The organism is Actinomyces sp. HMT 175 (genome assembly GCF_016694895.1).
GTDB lineage: Bacteria > Actinomycetota > Actinomycetes > Actinomycetales > Actinomycetaceae > Actinomyces > Actinomyces oris.
The window spans coordinates 3,000,162-3,024,208 of sequence record NZ_CP068012.1; the positions used below are offsets into that span (position 1 = coordinate 3,000,162).

The following is a 24,047-nucleotide window of genomic DNA, read 5'->3' on the forward strand; positions in this document are numbered from 1 at the left end:
CGCCCTGTGGTGAGGACCATCCCGCACCCCGGCCACGGCCGCCACCGACCGCCGTCGCCCCCTCACGTCCGTCCGCGGATGGCGCAGTTGTGTGCGACGACGTACTCGGCCAGCGGCGCCCGGCGGCCCGGACGCCCTAGAGTGTCCCCATGCCCTCTCCACGCACTCGCACGCCCCGCGCCGGAAACCCGGCACACCGGGCGAGTGCACGCGCCCTGCCCATCGTCAACGAGACCAGTGCCGGCGGCCTGGTCGTCGACGTCCAGAACGGGCAGGCCTTCACCGCGGTCATCGCCCGGCGCAACCGGGGAGGGCGCCTGGAGTGGTGCCTGCCCAAGGGGCACCTGGAGGGCGCCGAGACCCCCGAGCAGGCCGCGGTCCGCGAGATCATGGAGGAGACCGGGATCACCGGTCGGGTTCTTCGCCACCTGGCGACCATCGACTACTGGTTCGCCGGCCACGAGCACCGCGTCCACAAGGTGGTGCACCACTTCCTGCTGGAGGCGGTCAGCGGCACGCTGACCACGGAGAACGACCCGGACCATGAGGCCGAGGACGTGGAGTGGGTCGCCCTCGACGACGTCTCCCATCGCCTGGCCTACCCCAACGAGCGCCGTATCGTGGCCGCGGCCTGGGACATCCTGGTGGGGGATGGATGACGGGCACCGCCGCCTCTGTGTACGCGAAGGTGGTCACCACGCTGGGCTCCCGGCTGCGGAGCAGGGCGATGGTGACCATTGCCGCCCTACTGGGGGTGGCCGGCCTGGTGCTGTGGCCGGTGGCCGCCCTGCCCGTGGCCGAGGCGGACCAGGGCTCCGGCACACTCCCGCTCGCGCAGTCCGCCGGGCTCTCCGCTGAGATTGCCCCGGCCGCCCCGGCAGCTTTGGCGAAGCCGTCCGCGACGTCGGCCTCGACGACGGCCGCCCCATCCGCCCCGGCGGAGAAGGACAAGACCACCAACCAGGTGACCGTGAGCATCGACGCCATGGCCCCCGAGGTGCTCCACAGCGACCAGGACCTCAACCTGACCGGCACCATCACCAACGGAACCGCTCAGACCATCACCGGGGCGGACCTGGTGACGCGGGTGCAGCGATCCACGGAGGCCACGAGTCGGGGCCTGAGCAAGTGGCTGACCGGGACCGACGAGTCGGGACTGTCCGATCCCTTCACGGTCCCACTGGGTCACGACCTCCAGCCGGGGGGCGTCTCCCAGTTCTCCATCACCATTCCCGCCGACGAGCTGCCGCTGGACAGCACTGACCAGTGGGGGCCGCGCGGCGTCTCCGTCGCCCTGGCGACCCAGGACGTCTCCCTGGCCCAGGACCGCAGCATCCTCGTGTGGGACAGCGGCACCTCCGTCGCGCCGGTGCGCATGACCGTCTTCCTGCCGGTGACCGCCTCCGCTCAGGAGATGGCGGTGCTGTCCGCCCCGCATACCCAGGAGCGCACGGAGGCCCTCAGTCGCATCCACAACCGGGTCCTGGGCCTGGTGAGCATGGCCGGCGACGGCGTCGTGGTCGCCGTCGACCCGGCACTGATCGAGGCCCTCGGTGTCACCACGGCCAGCCTCGAGCAGGCCGCCCGCAACAGCAGCTCCCAGCCCTCCACGCCGGACGCCTCCCCTCAGGCGCCCCAGAGCGCCGACTCCTCCGCGTCGTCGGCCCCGACCGCGCCGTCGACGCCGGCCCCCTCGGCGAGCGCCGCCCCGTCCCCGCAGGCGGGGGGCACCGCAACGTCGCCGTCGGACAAGAAGACGTCTCAAGTCTCCAACGAGGTCATCCAGCTCTCCGCGGCTCTCGCGCGGGCCATCCACACCGACAGCCTCGTGGCTCTGCCGTGGGGCGACTCCGACACCGCGGCCCTGGCGCACCTGCAGCAGACGAGCCTCATCGAGACCGCCGCACGGCGCACCCAGGAGTCGGCCATCGTCAAGGTGGGGGCCCCGACATCGGTGTCCTGGTTGGCCTCCAGCGTTGCGGACGCCACCACGGTCAATGCGCTGGCGCAGCCGGATTCGACCATCATCGCCTCACCGGAGTCCTTGCCTCCGCCCGACGATCTCACCTACACCCCCTCCGGTCTGGGCGCCTCCGGGGACCACGCGATCCTGATCCCGGAGCAGTCCCTGTCGGGGGCGCTCACCGGTGAGGACGCCAAACCCACTGCCTCCGATCAGGGCACCCCGACCACCCAGAGCGCCCAGGCCACCGCGCTCGACACCCGCCAGCTGCTGCGCAGCGACAGTGCCATCCTGGCCCGCCAGGCCCCGGCACTGGAGCGGGACATCGTCGTGGCGATGCCCCGCAGGGCCGCCTCCGCCGTGCAGTCATCGGTCGTGCGCGAGCGGGTGGCCGCCCTGCGCTCAGTCCCCTGGACCCAGTCCCAGTCTCTGTCCGCCCTCCAGGAGCGCGCCCAACAGGAGGTCTCGGCTGTGGCTGAGGGCACCTCTCGGATCGATCGCTCCGAGACGCCGGACACGGTGATCGACACCAACGAGCTGTCCGCCGACACCCTCGCCGCCGCCGGCCGTACCTCCGCGACCCTGCAGTCGATCTCCTCAGTGCTTTCCGAACCGGCCGCCCTCCTGGGCGACTACACCAGCCTGGAGACGGTGGTCTCCTCAGCGTCCTGGCGCTCGGACCCCAAGACCCGCAGCGCCCAGATCCCCTATGCCGAGGCGGCCGGCGTCGGCGTCACCTCCTCGCTGGCCGCGGTGCCGTCGTCGACCATCAACGTCATCAGCTCCGAGGCCCAGCTGCCGGTGCGCATCACCTCCTCCCTGAACCAGGACGTGACGGTTCAGGTCTACCTGGTCTCGAACAACAAGCGACTCCAGGTCCCGCGCACCACCACCGTGCGGGTCCCGGCCCACCAACAGGCCAAGGTCACGGTGCCGATCCAGGCCGTCGGCTCCGGCGACGTCGCCCTGACGGTGCAGGTGCTCGCCGCCGACGGCACCACTGTGGGCACCCCCACCACCGTCAACATGCGCGTACGCGCCGACTGGGAGGGACGCGGCACCGGAGTCATCGTCGGGGTCCTGGTCGCCATCGTGGTGACCGGTACGGTGAGGACAGTACGACGGGGCCGCCGCACCGCAGTGGCCCCGGCTGCACAGGAGACGGCATGAGCATCATCAAGCGTGTACGGATCGGGCGATCCTCCTCCCAGGGGCGCAGCCAGGCCTCCCTGGCGCGCTCCTCGGCCATCATGGCCTCGGGGACCCTGGTCTCCCGCATTCTGGGCATGGTGCGCAACGCCCTGATCGTCATGGCGCTGGGCGCCACCGGGTCGGGGGCCGCCGACGCCTTCAACACGGCCAACAACCTGCCCACCTACCTGTACAACATGATGATCGGCGGGATCCTCAACGCGATCCTGGTGCCGCAGATCGTTCAGGCGCTACGACGGCGCAACGGCGAGGAGGTCGTCAACCGCCTCCTGACCGCCGCGGCCACGCTCATGCTGGTGGTCACCTGCATCGCGACCGCTGCCGCGCCCCTCATCTTCACCCTCAACGCCAACTCCTTGGCCCAGGGGCAGTGGCGAGCGCTGTCCTTCGCCTTCGCGTTCTGGTTCATGCCGCAGGTCTTCTTCTACGGCCTGTATGCCCTGTGGGGGCAGGTGCTCAACGCCCGCTCGAGCTTCGGGCCCTACATGTGGTCGCCGGTGCTCAACAACATCATCTCGATCGCCTCGATCCTGTTCTACCTCCATATCTACGGCCGCTACACCGCTGGTGAAGGCGCAGAGATCTGGGGCTGGGGCCGGATCACCCTCATCGGGGCGACGACGACCCTGGGCATCGCGGTCCAGGCGCTGATCCTCTACATCCCCCTGGTGCGCTCCGGGTTCCGGCCGCGCATCATCTTCGGGGTGCGGGGCCTGGGGCTGGGCAAGACCGTCAAGGTGGCCCTGTGGGCCCTGGCCGGGGTGGGCGTGGCCAGTCTGAGCAACTGGATCACCTCCAACCTGGGCTCCTACGCGGTCACGGCCTCCGAGCAGCCCGAGTACGCGAACGTCATCGTGCCCTCCACGACCATGTGGCTCAACGCCTACCTGGTGTACATGCTGCCCCAGTCCCTCGTGGTCACCTCCATCATCACGGCCCTGTTCACCCGGATGAGTGAGAAGGCCGCAGCCGGGGACGCGGCCGGCGTGCGCGAGGACCTCTCCCTGGGACTGCGCTCGGCGGGCGTCTTCACGGTGCTGGCCACCGCGGGCATCTGCGTCCTGGCCGTCCCGGCCCTGCAGCTCTTCACCCCCTCGATCTCCCTGCCCGAGGCCCAGGCCAGCGCCCCCATGCTCATCGCTCTGGCACTGGGCATCGTCCCGCAGGGGATCTGGTTCGGGACCCAGCGGGTGATGCTGGCCTACTCCGATACCAAGCGGCTGCTGCTGGCCGACGTCGTCGTCGGCGTCATCCCCGTGATCCTGTGCGTCCTGGCCTACTTCGTCGCCCCGGCCAACCACTGGATGACCTGGGCGGGCGCGGCCAACACGATCAGCCAGATCGGGGGCTGCGTGGTCGTCATCCCCATGATGCGCTCCCACCTGCCCAGCCTCGACGGCCGCAAGATCGTCACCACCCACCTGCGTCTCATCATGGCGGTGGCGCCCGCGGTCGTCGTCGGGATCCTGCTCAACACGATGCTCGGTGACATCGACGCCGACTCCTCCCTGGCCAACATGACCGCGGCCCTCGGACACATCGCCGTGGTCGCCACCGTCATGTCACTCATCTACCTGCTGATGGGGCGCATTGTCCGGATCGAGGAGATCACGGTCGCCTTCCGGCCCTTCTCGCGGATCCTGTCCACGCTCGGTCGGCGTCTGCCCGGCGCCCCCGGGCGAGCGGTCCTGGCGGCGGCGGCCTGGTTGTCGCCGGCGCAGCCGCAGACCCAGATGACCGCTCAGATGGCGGCCGTCCAGACGCCTGCGCCCCCGCCGCCACCGGCTCAGGCGACCTCAGGCCCCTCCGGTCTTTCAACGGGGACGACGGCGCATGGTGCTGTTGGCTACACCTCCGGGGGTGCTCAAGCGATTCCGCCCGCACCACCGCCACCGGCTCAGGCCCAGACCCGCTCCTGGGGACAGCCGGGTCAAATGGGGTCCCAGCCCGCGGCCGGCCACCCCTCGCAGGCCGCGGCGGGCCACCCTCACCACGGGCAGCCCGTCCAGCGTCTCGCACCGCCACCACCGGCACCCTCGCAGGCTGCGGCCGCACCGCCGCCCCCGAGCGCCGATGCCGCAGCCGGCTCCTCCCACCACTGGCCCACCCCGGGGCACGTCCCAGCCGACGCACCCGGGAGTATCCCGCCGTCGCTGCCAGCCAGCATTCCCCCGTCGCGGGGGGCCACAGGGCGCTCCGCCGCCCACCCGTCACACAGCTCTGCCCACACCGGCCACATCACCCCGGTCTGGAGCCCGCGGACAGTTACGATGGGGTCGACTGGTTCAGATGGACAACCATCTCAAGGAAGGAGACGCATGTCGGAGGCGACGCCGATCGGCAGTGGTCGCTACGGGCTCCTGGGAACGCTGTCCACCACCCTGCCGCGCATTGTCAGGCACCGTGGCGTCGACACGATCCTGGATCGAGACGTCACGATCCTGGTTCTCACCGACGCGACGCTTCATCGTGACAACGTCCTGGAGTCGGCCAGCAGGGCAGTCCTGGTCGAGGACCAGCGTCTCCAGCAGGTCTATGACGTCGAGCGCGCCGAACCCTCCGTCATCGTCACCGAGCCGCTGACCGGAAGGACCTTCTCCTCCTTGGTCTCCCGGGGCATGCCCCCGGCGCAGGCGCGCGCCATCATCGGTGAGACCGCGCAGGCGCTGGACGCCGGTGCTCGCCGGGGACTGCACCACCTCAACCTGTCGCCGGAGTCCATCCGCGTTCTTCCCGACGGTACGGTGAAGGTCAGTGGCCTGGGCATTGAGGCCGCCGCCCTCGATCTGGAGAGCCGGGTCGCCGGCCATGACCCGTCGGCCGCGGACCGTGCCGACGCCCGCTCCCTAGTGGAGATCCTGTACTACGGCCTGACCGGCCGGTGGCCGGGCAAGCGGCCGGGTATTCCCTCCGCACCTCGACTGGGCGGTGTCCCGGTCAAGCCCTCCACGCTCGTGCCGGGAATCGACCCGGTCCTGGACGAGCTGTGCGAACGCACCTGGAGCAGCCAGCCCCCCATCTCCGCCGCTGAGGTGGCGCGCTCACTGGGCACCTGGGACCAGGTGGCCGGCTACCACGAGTCCGGGCCGGCGCAGCGCCCCTCGTCCCAGCACCCCTCGCCGAGCGGCGGCGCCACTGGTGGCAATGGTGGCGCTGCGGGTGCCTCGGCCGCCGTCAGTGCCGCGGGAGCCGGTGTCGCCAACGCGGCGCGCGGAGTCCTGGACCGGCTGCGGCGCAGCGGTGCGGGCAAGAGCACCACGGTCAGCGCACCGTCGGGGCAGACGGCACCCGCACCGGTTCAGCCGGAACCAGCACCGTCCGTCGTGCCCACCGCCTCCAACGCACCTGCCGAGCAGACCTCCGTCATCGAGACGGCCTCGGCTGCCGCAGCACCGGCCCCGCAGGCCCCTGGTCCGCAGCTGCCGGAGTCAGCGGCTGCGCAGGACCAGTCCGCCGACGACGTCTACGTCCAGGTCACCGGGCCGACGAACCCGATCCCAAACGTCCTGTCGACCGCCTCCGAGACCGTTCCCGGGCCGGCGCCGGTCCCGGCCGAGCCCTTCACCGGCAGCTTCCCGGCCTTCGATGACGACGAGGACGAGGAGGTCGACCCCGAGGCCGCTCGCCGCGAGCAGCGCACGACCAGCTCGGTCCTGGTCACCTTCTTCCTCATGGTCATCGTCTTGCTCGTGGTGGCCAGCTACATCGTGTACCAGACGATCGGCATCCCCTTCGCGGACAAGGACCGCGCGGCCGCTGACACCGTCCCCTCGGCCAGTGCCCAGGAGAACGGCGGCGGCGGACAGCAGCCCGCGCCCCAGCCGGCTGAGGCCAAGCCCGAGATCGCCGGTGTCAACGTGGTCAACAACCTGAGCACGCAACAGGCCAACAACCAGCAGTACCTGGCTGACGGGGACACGAGCCACGCCTGGTTCTCCCACAACAGCAGCAGTCAAGAGCTGCTCCAGCCGATCGACATCGAGATCAAGCTCAAGAGCCGCGCCAAGGTCTCTGAGATCGACTTGCAGGGAACCAACGAGGGCGGACATCTTGAGATCCGCGCCACGGACCTCAGCAACGCAGGCGGCGGTACGGTCCTCGCCGAGGGCGCCTTCACCTCGGGAAGCACCACCCTCAAGGTCGACAACCCCCAGGAGGTCGACACCATCGTCATCAGGGTGACCCAGCTGCCCAAGAACAGTGATCCGACCGAGTTCCCCTACAAGGCAACAGTGACTGAGGTCACAATCAAATAGGACCTTCCCTGGGAACAGGCCGTACTGGTAACCAGTTACCTCAGGTAGCCGCGCACTGCGGCCCCCTATCCGCTCGTCAGGAGAGTCATGATTCACGACGTCGTCATCGTCGGCTCCGGTCCCGCCGGCTACACAGCTGCCATCTACGCGGCCCGCGCCCAGCTCAATCCGGTCATCCTGGCCGGTTCGGTGACTGCCGGCGGTGCCCTGATGAACACCACCGAGGTGGAGAACTACCCCGGCTTCGTCACGGGCATCATGGGCCCTGAGCTCATGACCCAGATGCAGGAGCAGGCCGAGCGTTTCGGTGCCGACATCCGCTACGAGGACGTCACCGCCCTCGAGCTGGAGGGCGACGTCAAGCGCATCACCACCTCTGACGGCGTCTACGAGGCCCGCACCGTCATCATCTCCACCGGCTCGGAGTACCGGCACCTGGGCATCGACGGAGAGGAGCGCCTCTCCGGCCACGGCGTGTCCTACTGCGCCACCTGCGACGGGTTCTTCTTCAAGGACCAGGACATCGTCGTCGTCGGTGGTGGGGACTCGGCCATGGAGGAGGCCACCTTCCTGACCCGCTTCGCCCGCTCCGTGACGGTGGTCCACCGCCGCGACGAGCTGCGCGCCTCGGCCGTCATGGCCAAGCGCGCCCAGGAGGACCCGAAGATCTCCTTCGCCTGGAACTCGCGAGTCGTCGAGCTCGACGGTGAGGACTCGCTGACCGGCGTCACCCTGGAGGACACCGTCACCGGGGACCGCCGCCGGCTCGAGGCCACGGGTCTGTTCGTCGCCATCGGACAGGTGCCGCGCAGCGAGCTCGTCGCCGACGTCCTCGAGCTCGACGAGGCCGGCTACATCAAGGTCGAAGCGCCTTCTCAGCGCACCCGCATCCCCGGGGTCTTCGCCTGCGGTGACGTCGCCGACCCCACCTACCAGCAGGCGATCACGGCGGCCGGGTCCGGCTGCCGAGCGGCCCTGGACGCCGAGCACTATCTGACCACTCTGCAGGCCTGAGGGCCGGCTGCCTCCACTCAGCACAGGGCGGAGTCGGCACCGCCGACGTCGCATCGCCGGTCCCGTCCATCCTGACTCACCCACCCACAACGTTCGAGGAGAACAATCATGTCCGAGGCTCTCGCCGTCACCGACGCCACCTTCGAGGAGGAGGTCCTCAAGTCCGAGGTGCCCGTCGTCATCGACTTCTGGGCCCAGTGGTGCGGCCCCTGCCGCCAGATGGCGCCGATCGTGGACGAGGTCGCCGCTGACTTCGGTGACAAGGTCAAGTTCGTCAAGGTCGACGTGGACGCCAACCCGGCCACGGCCCGCTCCTACGGCGTGCGTTCCATCCCGACCTTCGCGGTGGTGCGCGACGGCGAGGTCTTCCACCAGTTCGCCGGCTCGCGCCCCAAGGCCTCCTTCAAGGCCGAGGTGGAGAAGGTCCTGGCCTGAGCCCGGGCCCTCCGCCCTGTCTTCTGACTCTCACGCATCGGCCCCGCCGTGCTGCCCCCTTGCGGGCGTCTCGGCGGGGCCGATGTCCTGTCCCGACGGTTGTCTGATGTCTGGTTCCGTCGTCGGGCGGGCCGTCACCTCAGCGAGGCCGTATCTGACACAGCATCTGACACCGCACCTGTCACCCGCCGTCACGGCCCCGTAGAATCGCACCGGATTCGCACGCGGCACCAGGTCATGCGACACGGCAAGAAGGCGGCACATGCAGCACACCCAGTACATCTCCACCCGTGGCCAGATGGCGGCAGCGGGGTTCACGGACGTTCTTGTGGCGGGCCTGGCGCCCGACGGTGGCCTGGCGGTTCCCAGCCAACTGCCAGCCCTGGGCCCCGAGCAGATCGAGGCCTGGAGGCCCTTGGGCTACGCCGACCTGGCCACGGAAGTCATCGGCCTGTTCGCCACCGACATTCCCCGGGAGGACCTGGCCGAGCTGACCCAGGCCGCCTATGGCCCGCAGCGGTTCCCACAGCCGGTCGTCCCTGTCACCTGGCTTGACGACGTCGCCGACGGCCTGACCCTCGTGGGCCTGTCCGAGGGACCGACAATGGCCTTCAAGGACCTGGCCATGCAGTTCCTCGGGCAGGCGATTCCCTATGTGCTGGCGAAGCACGGACAGGTGCTCAACATTCTGGGCGCCACCTCCGGCGACACCGGTTCGGCGGCCGAGCACGCCTTCAGGGGGCAGGAGGGCGTCAGCGTCTTCATGCTCTCGCCGGCCGGGCGTATGAGTCCGGTGCAGCGCGCCCAGATGTACACCCTCCAGGACGCCAACATCCACAACATCGCGGTGCGCGGTGTCTTCGACGACTGCCAGGCGCTGGTCAAGGCGCTGAGCAACGACGCGGAGTTCAAGGCCGCTCATCACCTGGGCGCCGTCAACTCCATCAACATCGGCCGGATCGCCGCGCAAGCTGTCTACTACGTGTGGTCCTGGCTGCGGGTCACCGACGCGGTGGAGGAGGGGCGCCGCGCTGGTTACCGCATCGATGTCTGCGTGCCCTCGGGCAACTTCGGCAATATCTACGCCGGCTTCCTGGCCCGGTCCATGGGAGTGCCGATCCGGCGCCTCATTCTGGCCACCAATGAGAACAACGTACTCGAGGAGTTCTTCACCACCGGCATCTACCGACCCCGTTCCGCGGAGGACACCCTGGCCACCTCCAGCCCCTCCATGGACATCTCCAAGGCCTCCAACCTGGAGCGCTTCGTCTGGACGCTGCTGGGCCCCGAGGTCTTCGTGCAGCGCTGGGCCGAGCTGGAGGCCACCGGCACGCTCGACCTGCGCGATCAGCTCCCGCGCCTGCGCGAGGAGTTCGGCTTCGTCGCCGGCACGTCCACGCACGCCGACCGGCTGGAGGCCATCCGCAGCGTCAAGGAGCGCTCCGGCCGGCTCATCGACCCGCACACCGCCGACGGCGTGACGGTCGCTCTGCGCGTCATGGAGCCCGGTTTCCCCACACTCGTCATGGAGACCGCCAAGGCCGCGAAGTTCCCGCAGACGGTGGCCGAGGCGCTCGGGAGCGAGCCGGAGACCCCCGACGTCGTCGCTGATCTGCTTGCCCGGCCCCAGAAGGTCGAGACGATCGACAACGAGGAGGCTCCTCTGCGCGCCCTCATCGAGGAGCGGGCCCTGACCCGCTGACCGAGGTCGGCCCGTAGGGCTACTGACACCTCACCGCGCCGCGCATCGCACCTACGATGCGCGGCGCGTCCTTGTCCGGCGCACGCGCCGTCCCAGCGATGAGGTGAGGAGCGTGTTTCACGTGAAACACCGCGGAATACTCCTGCCCCCGCCGACTGCTGAACACGGCTGGGTCCGTGGCAGACTTAGGGCCACGGACGCATCAGTGGCGACCAAGGAAGGACCGCAGGTGAGTGAGAGCAGTAACCAGGTAAAGGGCAACCGACTCGACCCGTGGCTGGACAGCTATGCGGCACGAGCCCACGGACTGCGTGCCTCGGAGACGCGGTCCCTGTTCGCCGTCGCCTCCCGACCCGAGGTCGTCTCCCTGGCCGGCGGCATGCCCAACCTCAAGGACCTCCCGCTGGAGCGTCTGGCCGAGGCCACTGCACGGATGATCCGCAAGGACGGCGGCCGGGCGCTGCAGTACGGGAACGGGCAGGGACTGCCGCGGCTGCGAGAGCAGATCACCGAGGTCATGGCCCTGGAGGGGATCAGGGCCGATCCCGAGGACGTCATCGTCACCACCGGCTCTCAGCAGGCCGTCGACATCATCACCGAGCTCTTCGTCGACCCCGGCGACGTCGTGCTGACCGAGGCGCCCACCTACGTCGGCTCACTGTCGATCTTCGCGACCTACCAGGCCGATGTGCAGCAGGTGCCCATTGATGCCGGGGGCGTCGTCCCGGAGGCGCTGGAGGAGACGATCGTCCGCCTCGAACGCGAAGGACGCCGTATCAAGTTCTTCTACTGCCTCCCCAACTTCCATAACCCCGCCGGAGTGACCCTCGCCGAGGAGCGCCGTGGACAGGTCGTTGAGATCTGCCGACGCCACCACATCCTCATCGTGGAGGACAATCCCTACGGTCTTCTGGGCTTCGAGGGGCAGACCTACACCGCGCTCAAGACCCTCGCGCCCGACGACGTCGTCTACCTGGGTTCCTTCTCCAAGATCTTCGCCCCGGGTTACCGCGTGGGCTGGGCGGTGGCCCCGCCGGCCGTGCGGGAGAAGATGAAGCTGGCCTCCGAGGCGGCGATCCTGTGCCCGTCGTCAGTGGGTCAGTTCTCGATCTCCATGTACCTGGAGCAGTTCGACTGGAAGCAGCAGATTGTGGACTTCCGGGCCATGTACCAGGAGCGGCGCGACGCCATGGTCTCGGCGCTGGAGGAGTTCCTGCCCATGTGCCACTGGAACGTGCCCGACGGCGGCTTCTACGTGTGGGTACGGCTTCCCGAGGGACTCGACGCCAAGGACATGCTGCCGCGCGCGGTCACGAGCCTGGTCGCCTACGTCTCCGGGACGGCCTTCTACGCCGGCGGCAGGGCAGGGCAGGACCACCTGCGACTGTCCTTCTGCTACCCCGAGCCCACCGAGATCCGTGAAGGGGTGCGCCGGCTCTCCGGCGTCGTGACCCGCGATCTCGAGCTGCTGAACCTGTTCGGGCCCACCCACAGTCCCCATCCGTCCGAGGGCGTCCACGCGCCCGCACCCGACCAGATCTGAGGTTGACGATGAACCAGTCTCCACTCCGTATCGCTGTCCTCGCCGGCGGATTGAGCCATGAGCGCGACATCTCCTTGCGCTCGGGGCATCGCGTCGCCCAGGTACTCAAGCACCTCGGGCACACCGTCCTCGTCTTGGACATCGACGCACGCACCATTGGATCGCTCAAGACCTTCGGGCCCGACGTCGTGTGGCCCTTGGTTCACGGTGGCCCCGGGGAGGACGGGGGGCTTCAGAACATCCTCATCTCCCTGGGACTGCCGTATGTCGGCACGCACTCCGACGGCTGCCAGCGGGCCTCCTTCAAACCGACCGCCAAGGCGAGTGTTCGCACCGGAGGAGTGATTACTCCTGATTCATTGACGCTTCCACAGTCCTATTTCAGTCAACTGGGGGCCCAGGAGGTTCTCACCGTCGTGGCGGGTCATCTGGGCCTGCCAGTGGTGGTGAAGCCGCATCAGGGAGGCTCCGGCCTTGGTGTCTCCTACGCATCGACGGCGGACGAACTGCGATCCGCGATGGTGGCGTGCTTCGCCTACGACGAGCGCGCCCTCATCGAGCGCTACGTCGGCGGGACGGAGCTGGCGGTCTCCGTCGTCGACACAGGAGAGGGGCCACGCGCACTTCCCCCTGTTGAGGTCGTCACCGACGGACAGTATGACTTCGATGCACGGTACAACCCGGGCCGTTCGGAGTACTTTGTGCCGGCTCGGCTGGATGAGGCGGTCATCGAGAAGGTGAAAACGACGGCTATCACGGTTCACACCACTCTCGGGCTGGGCAATCTCTCGCGCACCGACCTCATTCTCGATGACGAGGGGACTCCGTGGTTCATCGACGTCAACGTCATTCCGGGAATGACGGAGACCTCCCTGCTGCCCATTGCCGCAAAGGCCGAGGGCTCCTTGGACGACCTGTATGACGCGTTGGTGAGGAACCCACTGGTTCATCCGTAACGCCGGCTCTGTTTCACGTGAAACGGTGGCTCCACTCCTCTTGAGTGGAGCCACCGCTGTTTTCATGTGACGTTCCACAGGGCGGCAAGCGGATATCGATCAGTGCATTCTTCTCAACGACACTCCATCACGAGTAACCGGAGGGCCTGCGGTTTCACGTGAAACCGGATGCGGTGCGCGTGTGTCATCGCCCTGGTGACACACGTCTGTCGCGCGCTCATCGAGGCACGCTGCTCTCGGAACGGGGCAGGGGCTGGCGTTGCTCGGACCGGCCTCAATGTCCCGTCAGAACGATCAGTGCTGGCATCGTGACGGGAGAACAGAGCATCGACACATTCGGAACCCTCAGTGTTTCACGTGAAACCTGCTTGTGAGTTGCCCGCTTCCCATACCGATGGAGGGGTTCTACGGTTCCTTCGTTCGGGGAGCGACGTAGTTTGAGCGCATGGCACTGCGGCGCCCGTTCATCCGCTTCGCGTGCAACGCACGGCAAACAATGCTGCCCGGCGCGTCATAGGTATGGACGTCATTGCCCATACCCAAGCGCTAGTCGATCGGGAGATGGAGCATGCACGCTCAACACAGCGCATTCATGTTTCACGTGAAACCAGACATCGACGGTGCCACTGACCAATTCAGCAAGTCTCAGCTACGTCCGCTGACACACGCCCTTCTCCCATTCACTATCTCATCGTGTGCCGTTGAGAGACCGTGTGGCGCGTCAGAAGCGCGGTAGCGCATCCGGTCTACCCAGCGCTGCGATGAGGCGGGCCGCACGGCTGCTACGAGGAGACGCGGGAGAGAGCACGTCAGACGAGCAGGGCACGAATCGGCTCTCATCGTCAGCATGGGGCAATGCCACCAGCGAGGTCGACGCAGAGCCACGTAGGACTCGCACTGGCGCCCGCGACCGAGTACCGATACTGCGTCCATTTGTTTCACGTGAAACCTGCTGTTGACTGCGGCCTTATTCGATTCCTGCGCAGACGGGCGTGGGCCTTATGACGAGAAGGAGGCCCGGTTCCAGATACAGCCCGGCTCAGCCTGACACCCAACGGTTCCCATAAGGGACAGCCATCCCCGGGGTAGGGGTACTCCAAGCCAGCAAGCGGCGTCCCCATAGATCGGTTTCGGATGGAACACGCTCATGTATGACAGCCCCGGCTCCATCCCCTGGAGCTAGCCACCGTACCGCGTGGCGCGTTACTGGTGGCCGATGACGACCGCCGTTCTCTGCCCCTCCTGCCCTGATAGTGGGTGGCCGAACCAGCGAGGATTCCCTGCCGGGTAGGTGGGGAGGGGTGTCGAAGGCCCCAGAGGTTCCTGTCTCTGCCAATGAAGCCTGACGAACGAGCTCAACACCGATGGCCTCCGGTATCTGGAGCGTCCACTCCGCCTCTCCCACACATCGGGTCGATGGGCAGGCCCGCGACACCCTTCATGCCCTCTCATCGATCAGCACGTATTCCAGACTGCCGTTCTGAAACGGAGCGCTCCGCGTACCCTGTTGATCTCGCGGTTTCACGTGAAACATGCTCCGCATTGCGTTGGTATAGCGTCAGCACAGTCAGGACTCCGCTGTATCGTCTCCTCCGTCATCCTCATGCGCCGATGCGGAGGCAGATGCATTCACAATCCAAGTGAACGAGTCGAGTAGTCTGCTGCACGGCTCCGTGCCCAACACTGACTATCGGCACATGCGATCAGGAGCATGACCGACTTCTGTTCTTCGCATCGGAACGTGCGCGGGACCTTCGCGTCGTACTCATCGCACGGGGACGAGCGGTACCTCCCCCGGGGGAGGCCTGAGCATCCCGTTCCCGCACACCAGGATAAACCCTACGAACATTGACGCGACACCGCTGGCCCAATCGGAACGAGAGCGCTCTTCAGCGACTTACGGCGGTTTCACGTGAAACCGGCTCACAGCCCCAGGAAGTGCACACCATGCCTACCCCTTCGGTGCGGCGGTACACGTCGTGACGCTCGGATTCGCTGTGCTTCCCCAATACACGGCACTCGATCAGCACCTGCCAAAGCAGCCGTATCTTCCACACTCTTCCATCTCAGCACAAAGCCTTCCATCCCATCGGACGCGACGTACTCGACGGCCGACCTCCAGTATCCACATAGCAGCGGCGTCCGGCTCGTCCTCACGTGCTACAGCACATGACGGGTCTCCCTCCAGGAACGAGAGTCCATCAGTCATCAACGCCATCCGGCAACTTGACGTCACGGACTCAGTCCTCAGTTCCGTCTGCAGACTCTTATGGAACACTCCCGGCGGAGGCTTCGCCATTGGTTTCACGTGAAACCAGCCTCAGTCCCCGAGAAACGGCTGCCATGCCGCCCACGCCAGTCAGGCAGCGCACGTTGTCACGATCAGATTTGCCGTGCTTCTCTAACAGACGGCACCCGATCTGTCCCGCCCAAAGCAGATGTATCTGCCACGTTCATCCGCGGCAGCAGTAGGTCGCATCCCGTCGGGCACGACATATTCAACGGGAGACCGCTACCGGGCACTGGGAGGCGGCATCACGTTGCTCCTCACGTGCTACGGCATGCGCCCTACCTGCCTCCGGGAAGGGAGAGGGCATCACGTCTCATCAGCAGCTTGAGATCACACCTTGTACGATCGGTGACGTCTGCAGAGTCTCACGGAGCATTGCCGTCGGACGCTTCGCCATTGGTTTCACGTGAAACTGACTCACAAACACGGCGCGGGCGTCATGGCAGCGCCGACGTCATTCCACGGTCCGCTCTCCCAGGATAGGTAAGCACGGTGCTCCTCTTCGCGGTGTCTGCCACGCAGATGACGCCTGTGAGTAGCCAGGAACCTCACTCATGCCTCAGCACTGCGCCACGATGCAGAACTCCGCCCTTGACGCCGCGCTTGGTGCGCCAACAGATGCGCTACAGAGGACGTGAGCAACACGAGGAATCCTCACTGTTGGAATGCGAACCGATGCCTCGCCCGGGGAAGGGGCTGAGACGGCATCACCGACCACTCATCTGCTACATGCGCACGCACCACGTCGACTAGAAACCTCGACGAAAGCCATCCCCGATCGACCCTCTTCTGGTTTCACGTGAAACCAGCGATCACGAGTATTCGGTATGAGTTCCCCTGTGTGCATTCCTCCGCTGTTCGTGGCCGACACACTAAGGTCAGCATGGCCCCGCGGTCGTGAGTCCCACCGGGAAGCGGCATTCTCCGGCCACCGATCTACCTGGCCACGACGAAACACTGATACCCCGCAGAGCGCTACCCCCTACCCCACGAGGAGGGGAAGGGCTCGCCTTGTGGTTTCACGTGAAACCACAAGGATCCCCAGTCTCACCGCTACCGTCGGGACCGAAGTGCCTGAGCAATCGACGACGCATAGACCCATGACGACGAGCTCAGCATTTCAGGACCCACCGCCCCCGTTCTTGAGGAGCTGACGCGGCGAACATTGACCGTTTCTCTGTATCCATGCGAGCGACCACGTCAGTTTCGAGCGGCCCTAGCAACGACTCTGAAAAGGGCATACGCGTACAGCCTCATCAAGCGTCATCGCCCATACAACGCCGCACGGGAGGCGTCCGGACTCCGCGCTCCTTGCCATACGCACTCCTCTATCGCCGCCTGAGAACCACATCGACTAGTACCGCTACGCCTCGATACGGTCACGCACACAGTTTCGGTAGCGATGCAACCGCCACTTCCCGTGTTTCACGTGAAACCTTGGGAGTACCAGGACCTGTCTATATCTGATCTCCTCACGTCCAAGACTCTGCTCGAGTAGGAGCGTGGGGTGGTGTTCATCGTCTCGGGGATGAGCAAGCAAAGGCATCTGAGGACGCAGCAGCGTTCATGGATCTCACATCGGTAGCGCTTCCACGCCGCGAACCCGAAGCGACCGGTGGTTTCACGTGAAACCGAGGTCGTATTCCAGCGACGCTCCCTTCTCACTTTGCCCACGGAACCATGATGGTCAACGCTGCGGGCACTAAGCCGCGAGCTTGATCGACCCCGCGGGGTCATGGTGGCCTGGCCCGGCGTTCTCAGCTGGGGGTCGACCGCACCTTCCCCTACTTGCCCCCAGACTTCAGCACAGAGGCGCGAGGCGGACGGTAGAGGCCGGTTCCGACCCCCTCCCCAGGTCGACCCACTCTGCGAGTAGCGAGAGGCATTGGTCAGGCCTCGTGCGTACTTCACGATGGTTCCAGGCAACGCCCCAACCAGCGGCTCGGTTGTCACGACACCCAGCATTCTGGCGCGTCATACATCCGCAACCATTCCGCCTCAACTCATCAAGCGTTCGCCGGTGTCCACGTACCTCAGCAATGACCGACAAGTCGGTATTCACATGTTTCACGTGAAACCTGGGCTGACACAATCAGCGTTCGATACCGTGAGTGACACCCTGAGTTCACCCCGAACCATTGGATCACCGGTGAGCGCCACCGTGTTTCACGTGAAACACGACTGTCGACCCATCCACAAGCCCCCATCAATGGCTATTCAGTAAAGACGACGGTGGGGCCGAGACACTGAGTGTCTCGGCCCCACCACGCTCAAAGGATCAGAGCAGGCTATTCCTCGTCAAGAGACGTTCCCGGCGCCAGCGCGTCGACCAGGCGAGCGAGGTCCTCATCGCCCGCAAACTCAATGGTGATGCGCCCCTTCTTCGCTCCACGTGTCACCTTCACACGAGTGTCGAAGGCATCGGACAGCCGGGTTGAAAGCGCCGGGAGAGGAGTGCTCCGAGCACGCAAGACCCTCGGCTGGTCCGATCCCGGCTCAGGCTCCTCATGCAGCGCAACCAGCTCCTCCGTGGCACGCACCGACAGCCCCTCCGCCACCACGCGCTGAGCAAGTCGCTCCATCTCCGCCGCATTGGGAAGACCCAGAAGCGCACGAGCGTGTCCTGCAGAAATGACATTCGCAGCAAGCCTGCGCTGCACCAGCGGCGGCAGCTTCATGAGGCGCAAGGTGTTGGAGATCTGGGACCGAGACCGGGCAATCCGCTCGGAAAGCTCCGCATGAGTGCACTGGAAGTCCTCCAGCAGCTGCTGGTAGGCCGCAGCCTCCTCCAGAGGATTGAGCTGAACACGGTGCAAGTTCTCCAGCAACGCGTCACGCAGCAGATCGACGTCGTCCGTATCCCGAACGACCGCCGGAATCGTCTCCAGCCCGGCTTCCTTGGAAGCGCGAAGACGCCGCTCACCCATAATGAGCTCGTACCGAAGCTCCTCTCCCGGAGCAGTCGGCACCTGACGCACCACAATCGGCTGCAGCAGACCCACTTCTGCAATCGAGGCTGCCAGTTCCGAGATGTCCTCTTCATCGAAAACCTGACGGGGTTGACGAGGGTTCGGGTGGATCAGCTCCACCGGAATCTCAGCGAAGCGGGCACCCGGAACGGGAACAAGCTCATCGGCGCCTGTATCCGCCGTCTCCTCCTCGGCATCGGTCGCGTCGGACGGCTCAGTTCCAGCGTCAGATGAGACCGCCGCCAGGTCCTCCTCGGTCCTCTCCTTCTCGGCATCGGAGTTCCCGTGATCGGCAGCCTCAAGCTGCTCCTCCTCCGTTTCACGTGAAACCTCAGGGACCACGGGCGTAGATTCCGGTTGAGGAACCGACGTCGAAGCGCTCTCCTCCTGGACGTCTTCAACCGTCGAGGCCTCATGCGAAGGCTCCTCCACCACAGCGGGGACTGCCTTCGTTGCCTTCTTGGTTACTCGCTTCGGCGCGGCCGATGCACTCCGCTTCGCTGAGCCGGCGGATGACGACTTCTTCGCAGTCTTCTTCTCCGTCACCTCCGCATCAGTCGTCGAATCCGGCGTGGTTTCACGTGAAACCGGCTTCTTCTGCTTGTTCTGAGCACCGGTCTTGGATGCGGTCGTGGATCGAGTCGAGCGACTCTTGGATCCACGCTTCCGCTGAGACGGAGCCAGGAGAGTAGCGGCCAGATCGCGAGTACTGCGCGCCTCGGCGGCCGGCTCAGGCTCCGGAGCGTCATGCGTGGCCTGGGAAGCCGCATCCTCATCACGCGACTCGTCCTTCCGGGAGTCGGGGAAGAACACATCGGAAGGACGAGACGCAGCAGGTACCTTCTCCTTCTGCGCCTCGGGAATCAGCGCCTGCAGACCTCGTCCCAGTCCGCGCCGTTTCTGAGCCATCAGGCTTCCTCGCCTTCAATTCGGGGAGCGCCCCGCAGAGCGACCTCACGAGCCATTTTCTTGTACGCAATTGCGCCGGTGGACCGGGGATCCCAGAACACCACAGGAGCACCGAAGGAGGGGGCCTCGGCAACACGGATGGAACGCGGCACCTTGGTGTCCAGCGTCGCATCAGGGAAATAGGAACGAACTTCGGACTCCACCTCACGGGCCAGGGTGGTGCGTCCGTCAAACATGGTGAGCACGATCATGGAGACTCCCAGTCCCGGATTGTGAATACGCGCGATCCTGTCAATGGAGCGCGTCAACAGGGCGAGGCCTTCAAGAGCGTAGTACTCGGCCTGCATCGGAATAAGCACCTCGTCAGCAGCGACGAAGGCGTTGATCGTCATAATGCCGAGGCTCGGCGGGCAGTCGATGATGACGTAGTCGAGGGGCTCCAGACCATCCGTTTCACGTGAAACCAGGTAGTCCACCAGCGCACGCCGCAGTCGTGACTCACGCTCAGCAGTGGAGATGAGCTCTATCTCAACCGCAGCCACGTCAATAGTCGCAGGCACACACCACAGGGACTCGCAGAATCGCGTCTTGGCGACGACATCCTTGATCGGCATAGCGTCAACGAGGACGTCGTAGATGGAGGCGCTGTCCTCATCATGCTCCACCCCCAGTGCAGTGGAGGCATTACCTTGAGAGTCGGCATCGATGAGCAGAACGTGCAGCCCACCTTCAGCTAAAGCCGCCGCAAGATTCACCGCGGTCGACGTCTTTCCAACGCCGCCTTTCTGATTGGCGACTGCGATGACACGAGTCCGCTCGGGATGTGGGAACTCTCCACCCGCTACCTCGTCTAACGCGAGGTGCTCGGCCTGGAGCTGATCGAAGATAGACGATCCGGACAAACCTGCTTCTCCTCGGACGGCGACCCAACAGCCCGAGCCAGTCGGGCAGTTACGAGTCTACGCGAGCAGGTCGATCCTTACGCGTTACACCGAACGCGCGCCGTATCTCAACGGCTCTTCGGGCGGCGAATCTCAACCACCGCCGTCGTTTCGTCGCCAGCGGTGACAACCTCATGAACGACAGCGACTGATAACTTAGCCTTCTTAATAACATACTTGGCGTCGTCGACCTCATCCTGCGCCCGCATCCCCTTGAGGGCGAGCAGGGCACCCCCCGGTCGGAGCAAGGGTGCCGTCAGCCGCACGAGTTTGGACAGGTTCGCCACTGCGCGAGCCGTCACCACGTCGTAGCGGTCCTTGACCTCCTCGGCCCGGGCCCGCCGGATGCTCACATTGTCCAGGTCCAGCTCTTCGACGACGTCGGAGAGCCACTGGGTGCGCCGCTCCATCGTCTCAATGAGCGTGACGTCGAGGTCGGGGCGCAGCAGCGCGACGACGATGCCGGGGAAGCCGGCCCCGGATCCCACGTCGGCCACGCTTCCCCGGGCCGGCAGGAAGGGGACCACGGCCGCCGAGTTGACGATGTGCCGGGTCCACAGGCGGGGAAGCTCGCGCGGCCCCACGAGACCGCGCAGCTCACCCTCCTCAGCGAGCATCTGCGCGAAGTGCTCCGCCGCGGAGAAGGAGACCCCGAAGATCTCCCGCATCTCCGCCGTCGGCTCCTCCACCTGGGCCCGCTGCTCCTCACTCATGCTCAGGACTGCTCCGAAGCGGAGTCGTCAGCCGCGTCCTCGGCGTCGTCGTCCACGCCCTCCTCATCGGCGGGCAGGACCACGACGTAGCGGTGCGGCTCGGCACCCTCGGACTCGGAGACCAGTCCGGCGGCAGCGACGACGTCGTGGCACACCTTGCGCTCGAAGGGGTTCATCGGCTCGAGGCTGACGGCCTCTCCCGAGGTGAGGACCTTGGTGACCGCCTCCTGGGCGACCTTGGTCAGCTCGGTACGTCGATCGGCGCGGTAGCCGTTGATGTCGAGCATGAGCCGGGAGCGGTTGCCGGTACGCGCCTGCACCGCGAGGCGGGTCAGCTCCTGAACGGCCTCGAGAACCTCCCCGTCGCGTCCAACGAGGTCGGCGAGCTCGCGCTCGTCACCCTCCTCGGAGGCGACCACGGCAATCGAGGCGCGCCCGTGATCGATGTCGATGTCGATGTCACCGCCGAGGTCGGCGATGTCGAGAAGCTCCTCGAGGTAGTCGGCACCGATCTCGCCCTCCTCCTCGAGGCGCGAGACGGTGTTGCTCACGGGGCTGCTCACGGCCTCATCCGCCGCCTGGTGGGAGGAGTCGTTACTGTGCTGCTCACTCATCATGTCATCCGTATCTGTGCTGGGAACCGGGTTGTCTGGCCGCTGAACACGTCTCAGCGGTTGCGCTTCTTCTTGGCCTGGGCCTTGCGTCGGGCCGCCGCCTCGCGCCGCTGACGGGCACGGCGCTCATAACGACGTCGAGCGATCTCCTCATCGCTGAGGCCACCACTCTTGGACGAGGTCGAGTCCTTGTCCTCATCAGCGTTCTCGAGCTGCTCGACATCGGAGTCGTCGGCGAAGGCCTCACTGCGGGACTCGCCCTGACCGCCGGACTTCTTCTGCCGGTTCTTGCGCACCGGCTGCACCCGCTGACCTCCGGTGCGTCCCTCGGCCTCGGCCTTGGCGATCGCCTCGGCTCGCTCCTCCTCCTCCAGGGAGGGCAGTCCCTTGCGGGCCCGCTTGGCGTTGATGCGGGCGCGGTACTTCTTCTCGGCCTCGCTGCCGGGGGCGGGCATGTTGCGGATGGTGAAGAACTGCTGACCCATGGTCCACAGGTTGGAGACCACCCAGTAGACGAGCACACCGATCTGGAAGTTGACGCCGGAGACGGCGAAGATCACCGGCATCACATACAGCATCATCCGCTGGGAACGGATCATGGGGTTGTCGGAGTTGAGGGAGTCCGTCGACATGTTCTTCATCGACAGCTGCGCCATGGTGTACCACTGCGTCACCGACATGATGACGATCATGGCGACCGTGACGATCTTGACCTGCGTGTCGGAGCTGCCCAGGAAGGAGGAGGACAGGCTGGCACCGAAGACGCTGGAGGCCTGGACCTGCTCGGCCAGCTGCTGCGTGAGCGGACCGATCGAGGGGCGGCCGTACTTGCCGGTAGCAACGGCACCCAGGGAGGCCAGCACCCGGAACAGGGCGAAGAAGATGGGCATCTGCACCAGGATCGGCAGGCAGGAGGCCATGGGGTTGGTCCCGTGCTTGCGATAGAGCGCCATCATCTCTTCGTTCATGCGCTGGCGCGACTCGGGATCCTTCTTGCCCTTGTACTTGGCCTGAAGGGCCTGCATCTCGGGCTGGAGGAGCTGCATCCCGCGGGAGGCTCGGATCTGCTTGACGAACAGCGGCATGATGAGCAGCCGCACCACGATCGTCAGACCGATGATGGACAGCACCCAGGCAACACCCGGTCCGTCGGGGAAGCCGATGAGGACCAGGGCCTTGTGGATCGTGACCATGACCCAGGCCACGGCCACCTTGAGCGGCCACAGCAACGTGTCCATCCGTACTCCTTGTATGAGGGTTCTCGTGCGAGAGGTATCAGTGTGGGCTCAGGGCTTGAGCCGGCGTCGTGACCGCCGGTTCAGCGGCTTCGGTCAGGGGTCCTCGACCGTGAACCTCGGAACGTCACGGGGATGGTGATATCGCCACTGCCCCTTGTCCGGAACATGGTCGACTCCACCGCGGGTCAACGGGTTGCATCGCAGCAGACGCCACAGGGCCAGCAGCAGGCCCTTGATCGGACCATGCACCTTGAGCGCCGTGACGGCGTAGGCCGAGCACGTGGGATAGTAGCGACAGGAGGCCGGCAGGGCGGGCGAGATGAAGCGCTGGTAGAAACGCACCGGAGCCACGAGGACTCGCGTCAGCCATCCGCTCATCGCTACGCCCGCAACCGGCCGGCTCACCGCCGGTGCCCTTCAGCTTGACGCTCCCGGCACCGGCTCAGAAGCCGATCCAGGTCACGTCCCAGGGTGCTGCTGTCGGCGCCGTCGGCACCCGCCAGTCCGCGCACGACGACGCGAGTTCCCGGTTCCAGGGAACCGACCCGCTGCGCCATAAGGGCTCTGACCCGGCGCTTGACGCGGTTGCGGCGAGTGGCCAGCGGGACCTGCTTCTTGGGCACGACGACGCCGACGAGAGCCGGGGAGTTATCCCCTCTCCCGCCGGCGTGGTAGTGCACGACCAGCCTGCGGTTCCCGCAGCGCGTACCCCGACGAATCGCGGTAGTGAAGTCCTCACCCCGCGCTAATCGGTGCGCCGCGCCGAGCACCTCAGGCGGCGAGGCGAACGCGGCCCTTGCGGCGCCGCGAAGCGAGGACGGCGCGGCCTGCGCGGGTGGACATGCGCTTACGGAAGCCGTGCACCTTGGCACGACGACGGTTGTTCGGCTGGTAGGTCCGCTTGCTCACGGGCTTAACTCCTGCTTGAGGTGATCGGAACAGTGCATCGCGAGGTTCGCGGCACTGTCGCTCGTGCGGCTGCCCCATGGATCGGGACCTGACTCCGCACGAACGTCTGCAACAGCCTACGTTTGGCCCTCTTGCCGGTCAAACGAATGTGGCCGACTGTGACCACTGTGACCGGTGGCGTCATCCACATCCTCTCCACACTCCGTCCACAAGCGGGGTCGTCCGTGTCCACGGCTGTGGGAAGGACTCCGTCCACACCCTTGCGGATATGTGGATAACTCCTGGACCCGCTCACACCTCCTCAAAAGCCCCGTCAATGACGACACATGTGTCATTCCGCGGGCTCGCAGCAGATCATCCGGGCCATCGATACCTACTGTTTT

16 protein-coding genes are annotated in these 24,047 nt (G+C 66.1%); 8 read left to right on the forward strand and 8 right to left on the reverse strand.

Annotated elements, in window-relative coordinates:
• The first annotated feature begins 149 nt into the window (after nt 1-149).
• The 8 genes from JJJ14_RS12455 to JJJ14_RS12490 all read left to right on the forward strand — a co-directional run bounded on the left by JJJ14_RS12455 (nt 150) and on the right by JJJ14_RS12490 (nt 13,081).
• Nucleotides 150-659, forward strand: a complete 510-nt coding sequence (locus tag JJJ14_RS12455) for an NUDIX hydrolase (RefSeq protein WP_003788538.1) — start codon at nt 150-152, stop codon at nt 657-659.
• Nucleotides 656-3,133, forward strand: a complete 2,478-nt coding sequence (locus JJJ14_RS12460; RefSeq protein WP_201444316.1) for a DUF6049 family protein — start codon at nt 656-658, stop codon at nt 3,131-3,133. The genes JJJ14_RS12455 and JJJ14_RS12460 overlap by 4 nt, the downstream gene beginning before the upstream one ends.
• Nucleotides 3,130-7,431 (forward strand): murein biosynthesis integral membrane protein MurJ, encoded by a 4,302-nt coding sequence (locus JJJ14_RS12465; RefSeq protein WP_201444317.1) that lies wholly within the window; start codon nt 3,130-3,132, stop codon nt 7,429-7,431. Before JJJ14_RS12460 ends, JJJ14_RS12465 begins: the two co-directional genes overlap by 4 nt.
• An 87-nt stretch (nt 7,432-7,518) precedes the next feature.
• Nucleotides 7,519-8,445 (forward strand): thioredoxin-disulfide reductase, encoded by a 927-nt coding sequence (gene trxB, locus JJJ14_RS12470; protein ID WP_101559258.1) that lies wholly within the window; start codon nt 7,519-7,521, stop codon nt 8,443-8,445.
• Nucleotides 8,446-8,553: 108 nt separating this feature from the next.
• Nucleotides 8,554-8,880, forward strand: coding sequence for a thioredoxin (gene trxA / locus JJJ14_RS12475; RefSeq protein ID WP_003788529.1), 327 nt, complete (start codon nt 8,554-8,556; stop codon nt 8,878-8,880).
• Between the two features lie 262 nt (nt 8,881-9,142).
• Nucleotides 9,143-10,582 carry a threonine synthase gene (gene thrC / locus JJJ14_RS12480; RefSeq protein WP_201444318.1) on the forward strand — a complete coding sequence of 480 codons (1,440 nt, stop codon included), beginning with the start codon at nt 9,143-9,145 and terminating at the stop codon, nt 10,580-10,582.
• A 229-nt stretch (nt 10,583-10,811) separates the two neighbouring features.
• On the forward strand, nt 10,812-12,125 hold the full coding sequence (locus JJJ14_RS12485) for an aminotransferase-like domain-containing protein (protein WP_201444319.1): 1,314 nt from the start codon (nt 10,812-10,814) through the stop codon (nt 12,123-12,125).
• A gap of 8 nt (nt 12,126-12,133) precedes the next feature.
• On the forward strand, nt 12,134-13,081 hold the full coding sequence (locus tag JJJ14_RS12490) for a D-alanine--D-alanine ligase family protein (RefSeq protein WP_201444320.1): 948 nt from the start codon (nt 12,134-12,136) through the stop codon (nt 13,079-13,081).
• A 4,578-nt stretch (nt 13,082-17,659) separates the two neighbouring features.
• On the opposite strand, the gene JJJ14_RS12495 is transcribed toward JJJ14_RS12490, so the two are convergent.
• From JJJ14_RS12495 to rpmH, 8 genes are all read right to left on the reverse strand, one after another.
• Nucleotides 17,660-19,249 carry a ParB/RepB/Spo0J family partition protein gene (locus JJJ14_RS12495; protein ID WP_201444321.1) on the reverse strand — a complete coding sequence of 530 codons (1,590 nt, stop codon included), beginning with the start codon at nt 19,247-19,249 and terminating at the stop codon, nt 17,660-17,662.
• Complete coding sequence (locus JJJ14_RS12500) at nt 19,249-20,151, reverse strand: ParA family protein (protein WP_003788519.1); 903 nt, start codon at nt 20,149-20,151, stop codon at nt 19,249-19,251. The genes JJJ14_RS12495 and JJJ14_RS12500 overlap by 1 nt, the downstream gene beginning before the upstream one ends.
• A gap of 107 nt (nt 20,152-20,258) precedes the next feature.
• Nucleotides 20,259-20,903, reverse strand: coding sequence for a 16S rRNA (guanine(527)-N(7))-methyltransferase RsmG (rsmG, locus tag JJJ14_RS12505; protein ID WP_075378085.1), 645 nt, complete (start codon nt 20,901-20,903; stop codon nt 20,259-20,261).
• A gap of 2 nt (nt 20,904-20,905) precedes the next feature.
• The gene (locus tag JJJ14_RS12510; RefSeq protein WP_075378086.1) at nt 20,906-21,520 is read right to left on the reverse strand and encodes a Jag family protein; all 615 of its coding nucleotides are present in this window, start codon (nt 21,518-21,520) and stop codon (nt 20,906-20,908) included.
• A gap of 50 nt (nt 21,521-21,570) precedes the next feature.
• Complete coding sequence (yidC, locus tag JJJ14_RS12515) at nt 21,571-22,755, reverse strand: membrane protein insertase YidC (RefSeq protein WP_201444322.1); 1,185 nt, start codon at nt 22,753-22,755, stop codon at nt 21,571-21,573.
• A gap of 93 nt (nt 22,756-22,848) precedes the next feature.
• The gene (gene yidD, locus JJJ14_RS12520) at nt 22,849-23,133 is read right to left on the reverse strand and encodes a membrane protein insertion efficiency factor YidD (RefSeq protein WP_070510270.1); all 285 of its coding nucleotides are present in this window, start codon (nt 23,131-23,133) and stop codon (nt 22,849-22,851) included.
• 23 nt (nt 23,134-23,156) lie between these two features.
• On the reverse strand, nt 23,157-23,525 hold the full coding sequence (gene rnpA / locus JJJ14_RS12525; protein ID WP_201444323.1) for a ribonuclease P protein component: 369 nt from the start codon (nt 23,523-23,525) through the stop codon (nt 23,157-23,159).
• Between the two features lies 1 nt (nt 23,526).
• Nucleotides 23,527-23,664: a 50S ribosomal protein L34 gene (rpmH, locus tag JJJ14_RS12530; RefSeq protein WP_003788507.1), complete on the reverse strand. Its 138-nt coding sequence runs from the start codon at nt 23,662-23,664 to the stop codon at nt 23,527-23,529.
• Nucleotides 23,665-24,047: the final 383 nt, after the last annotated feature.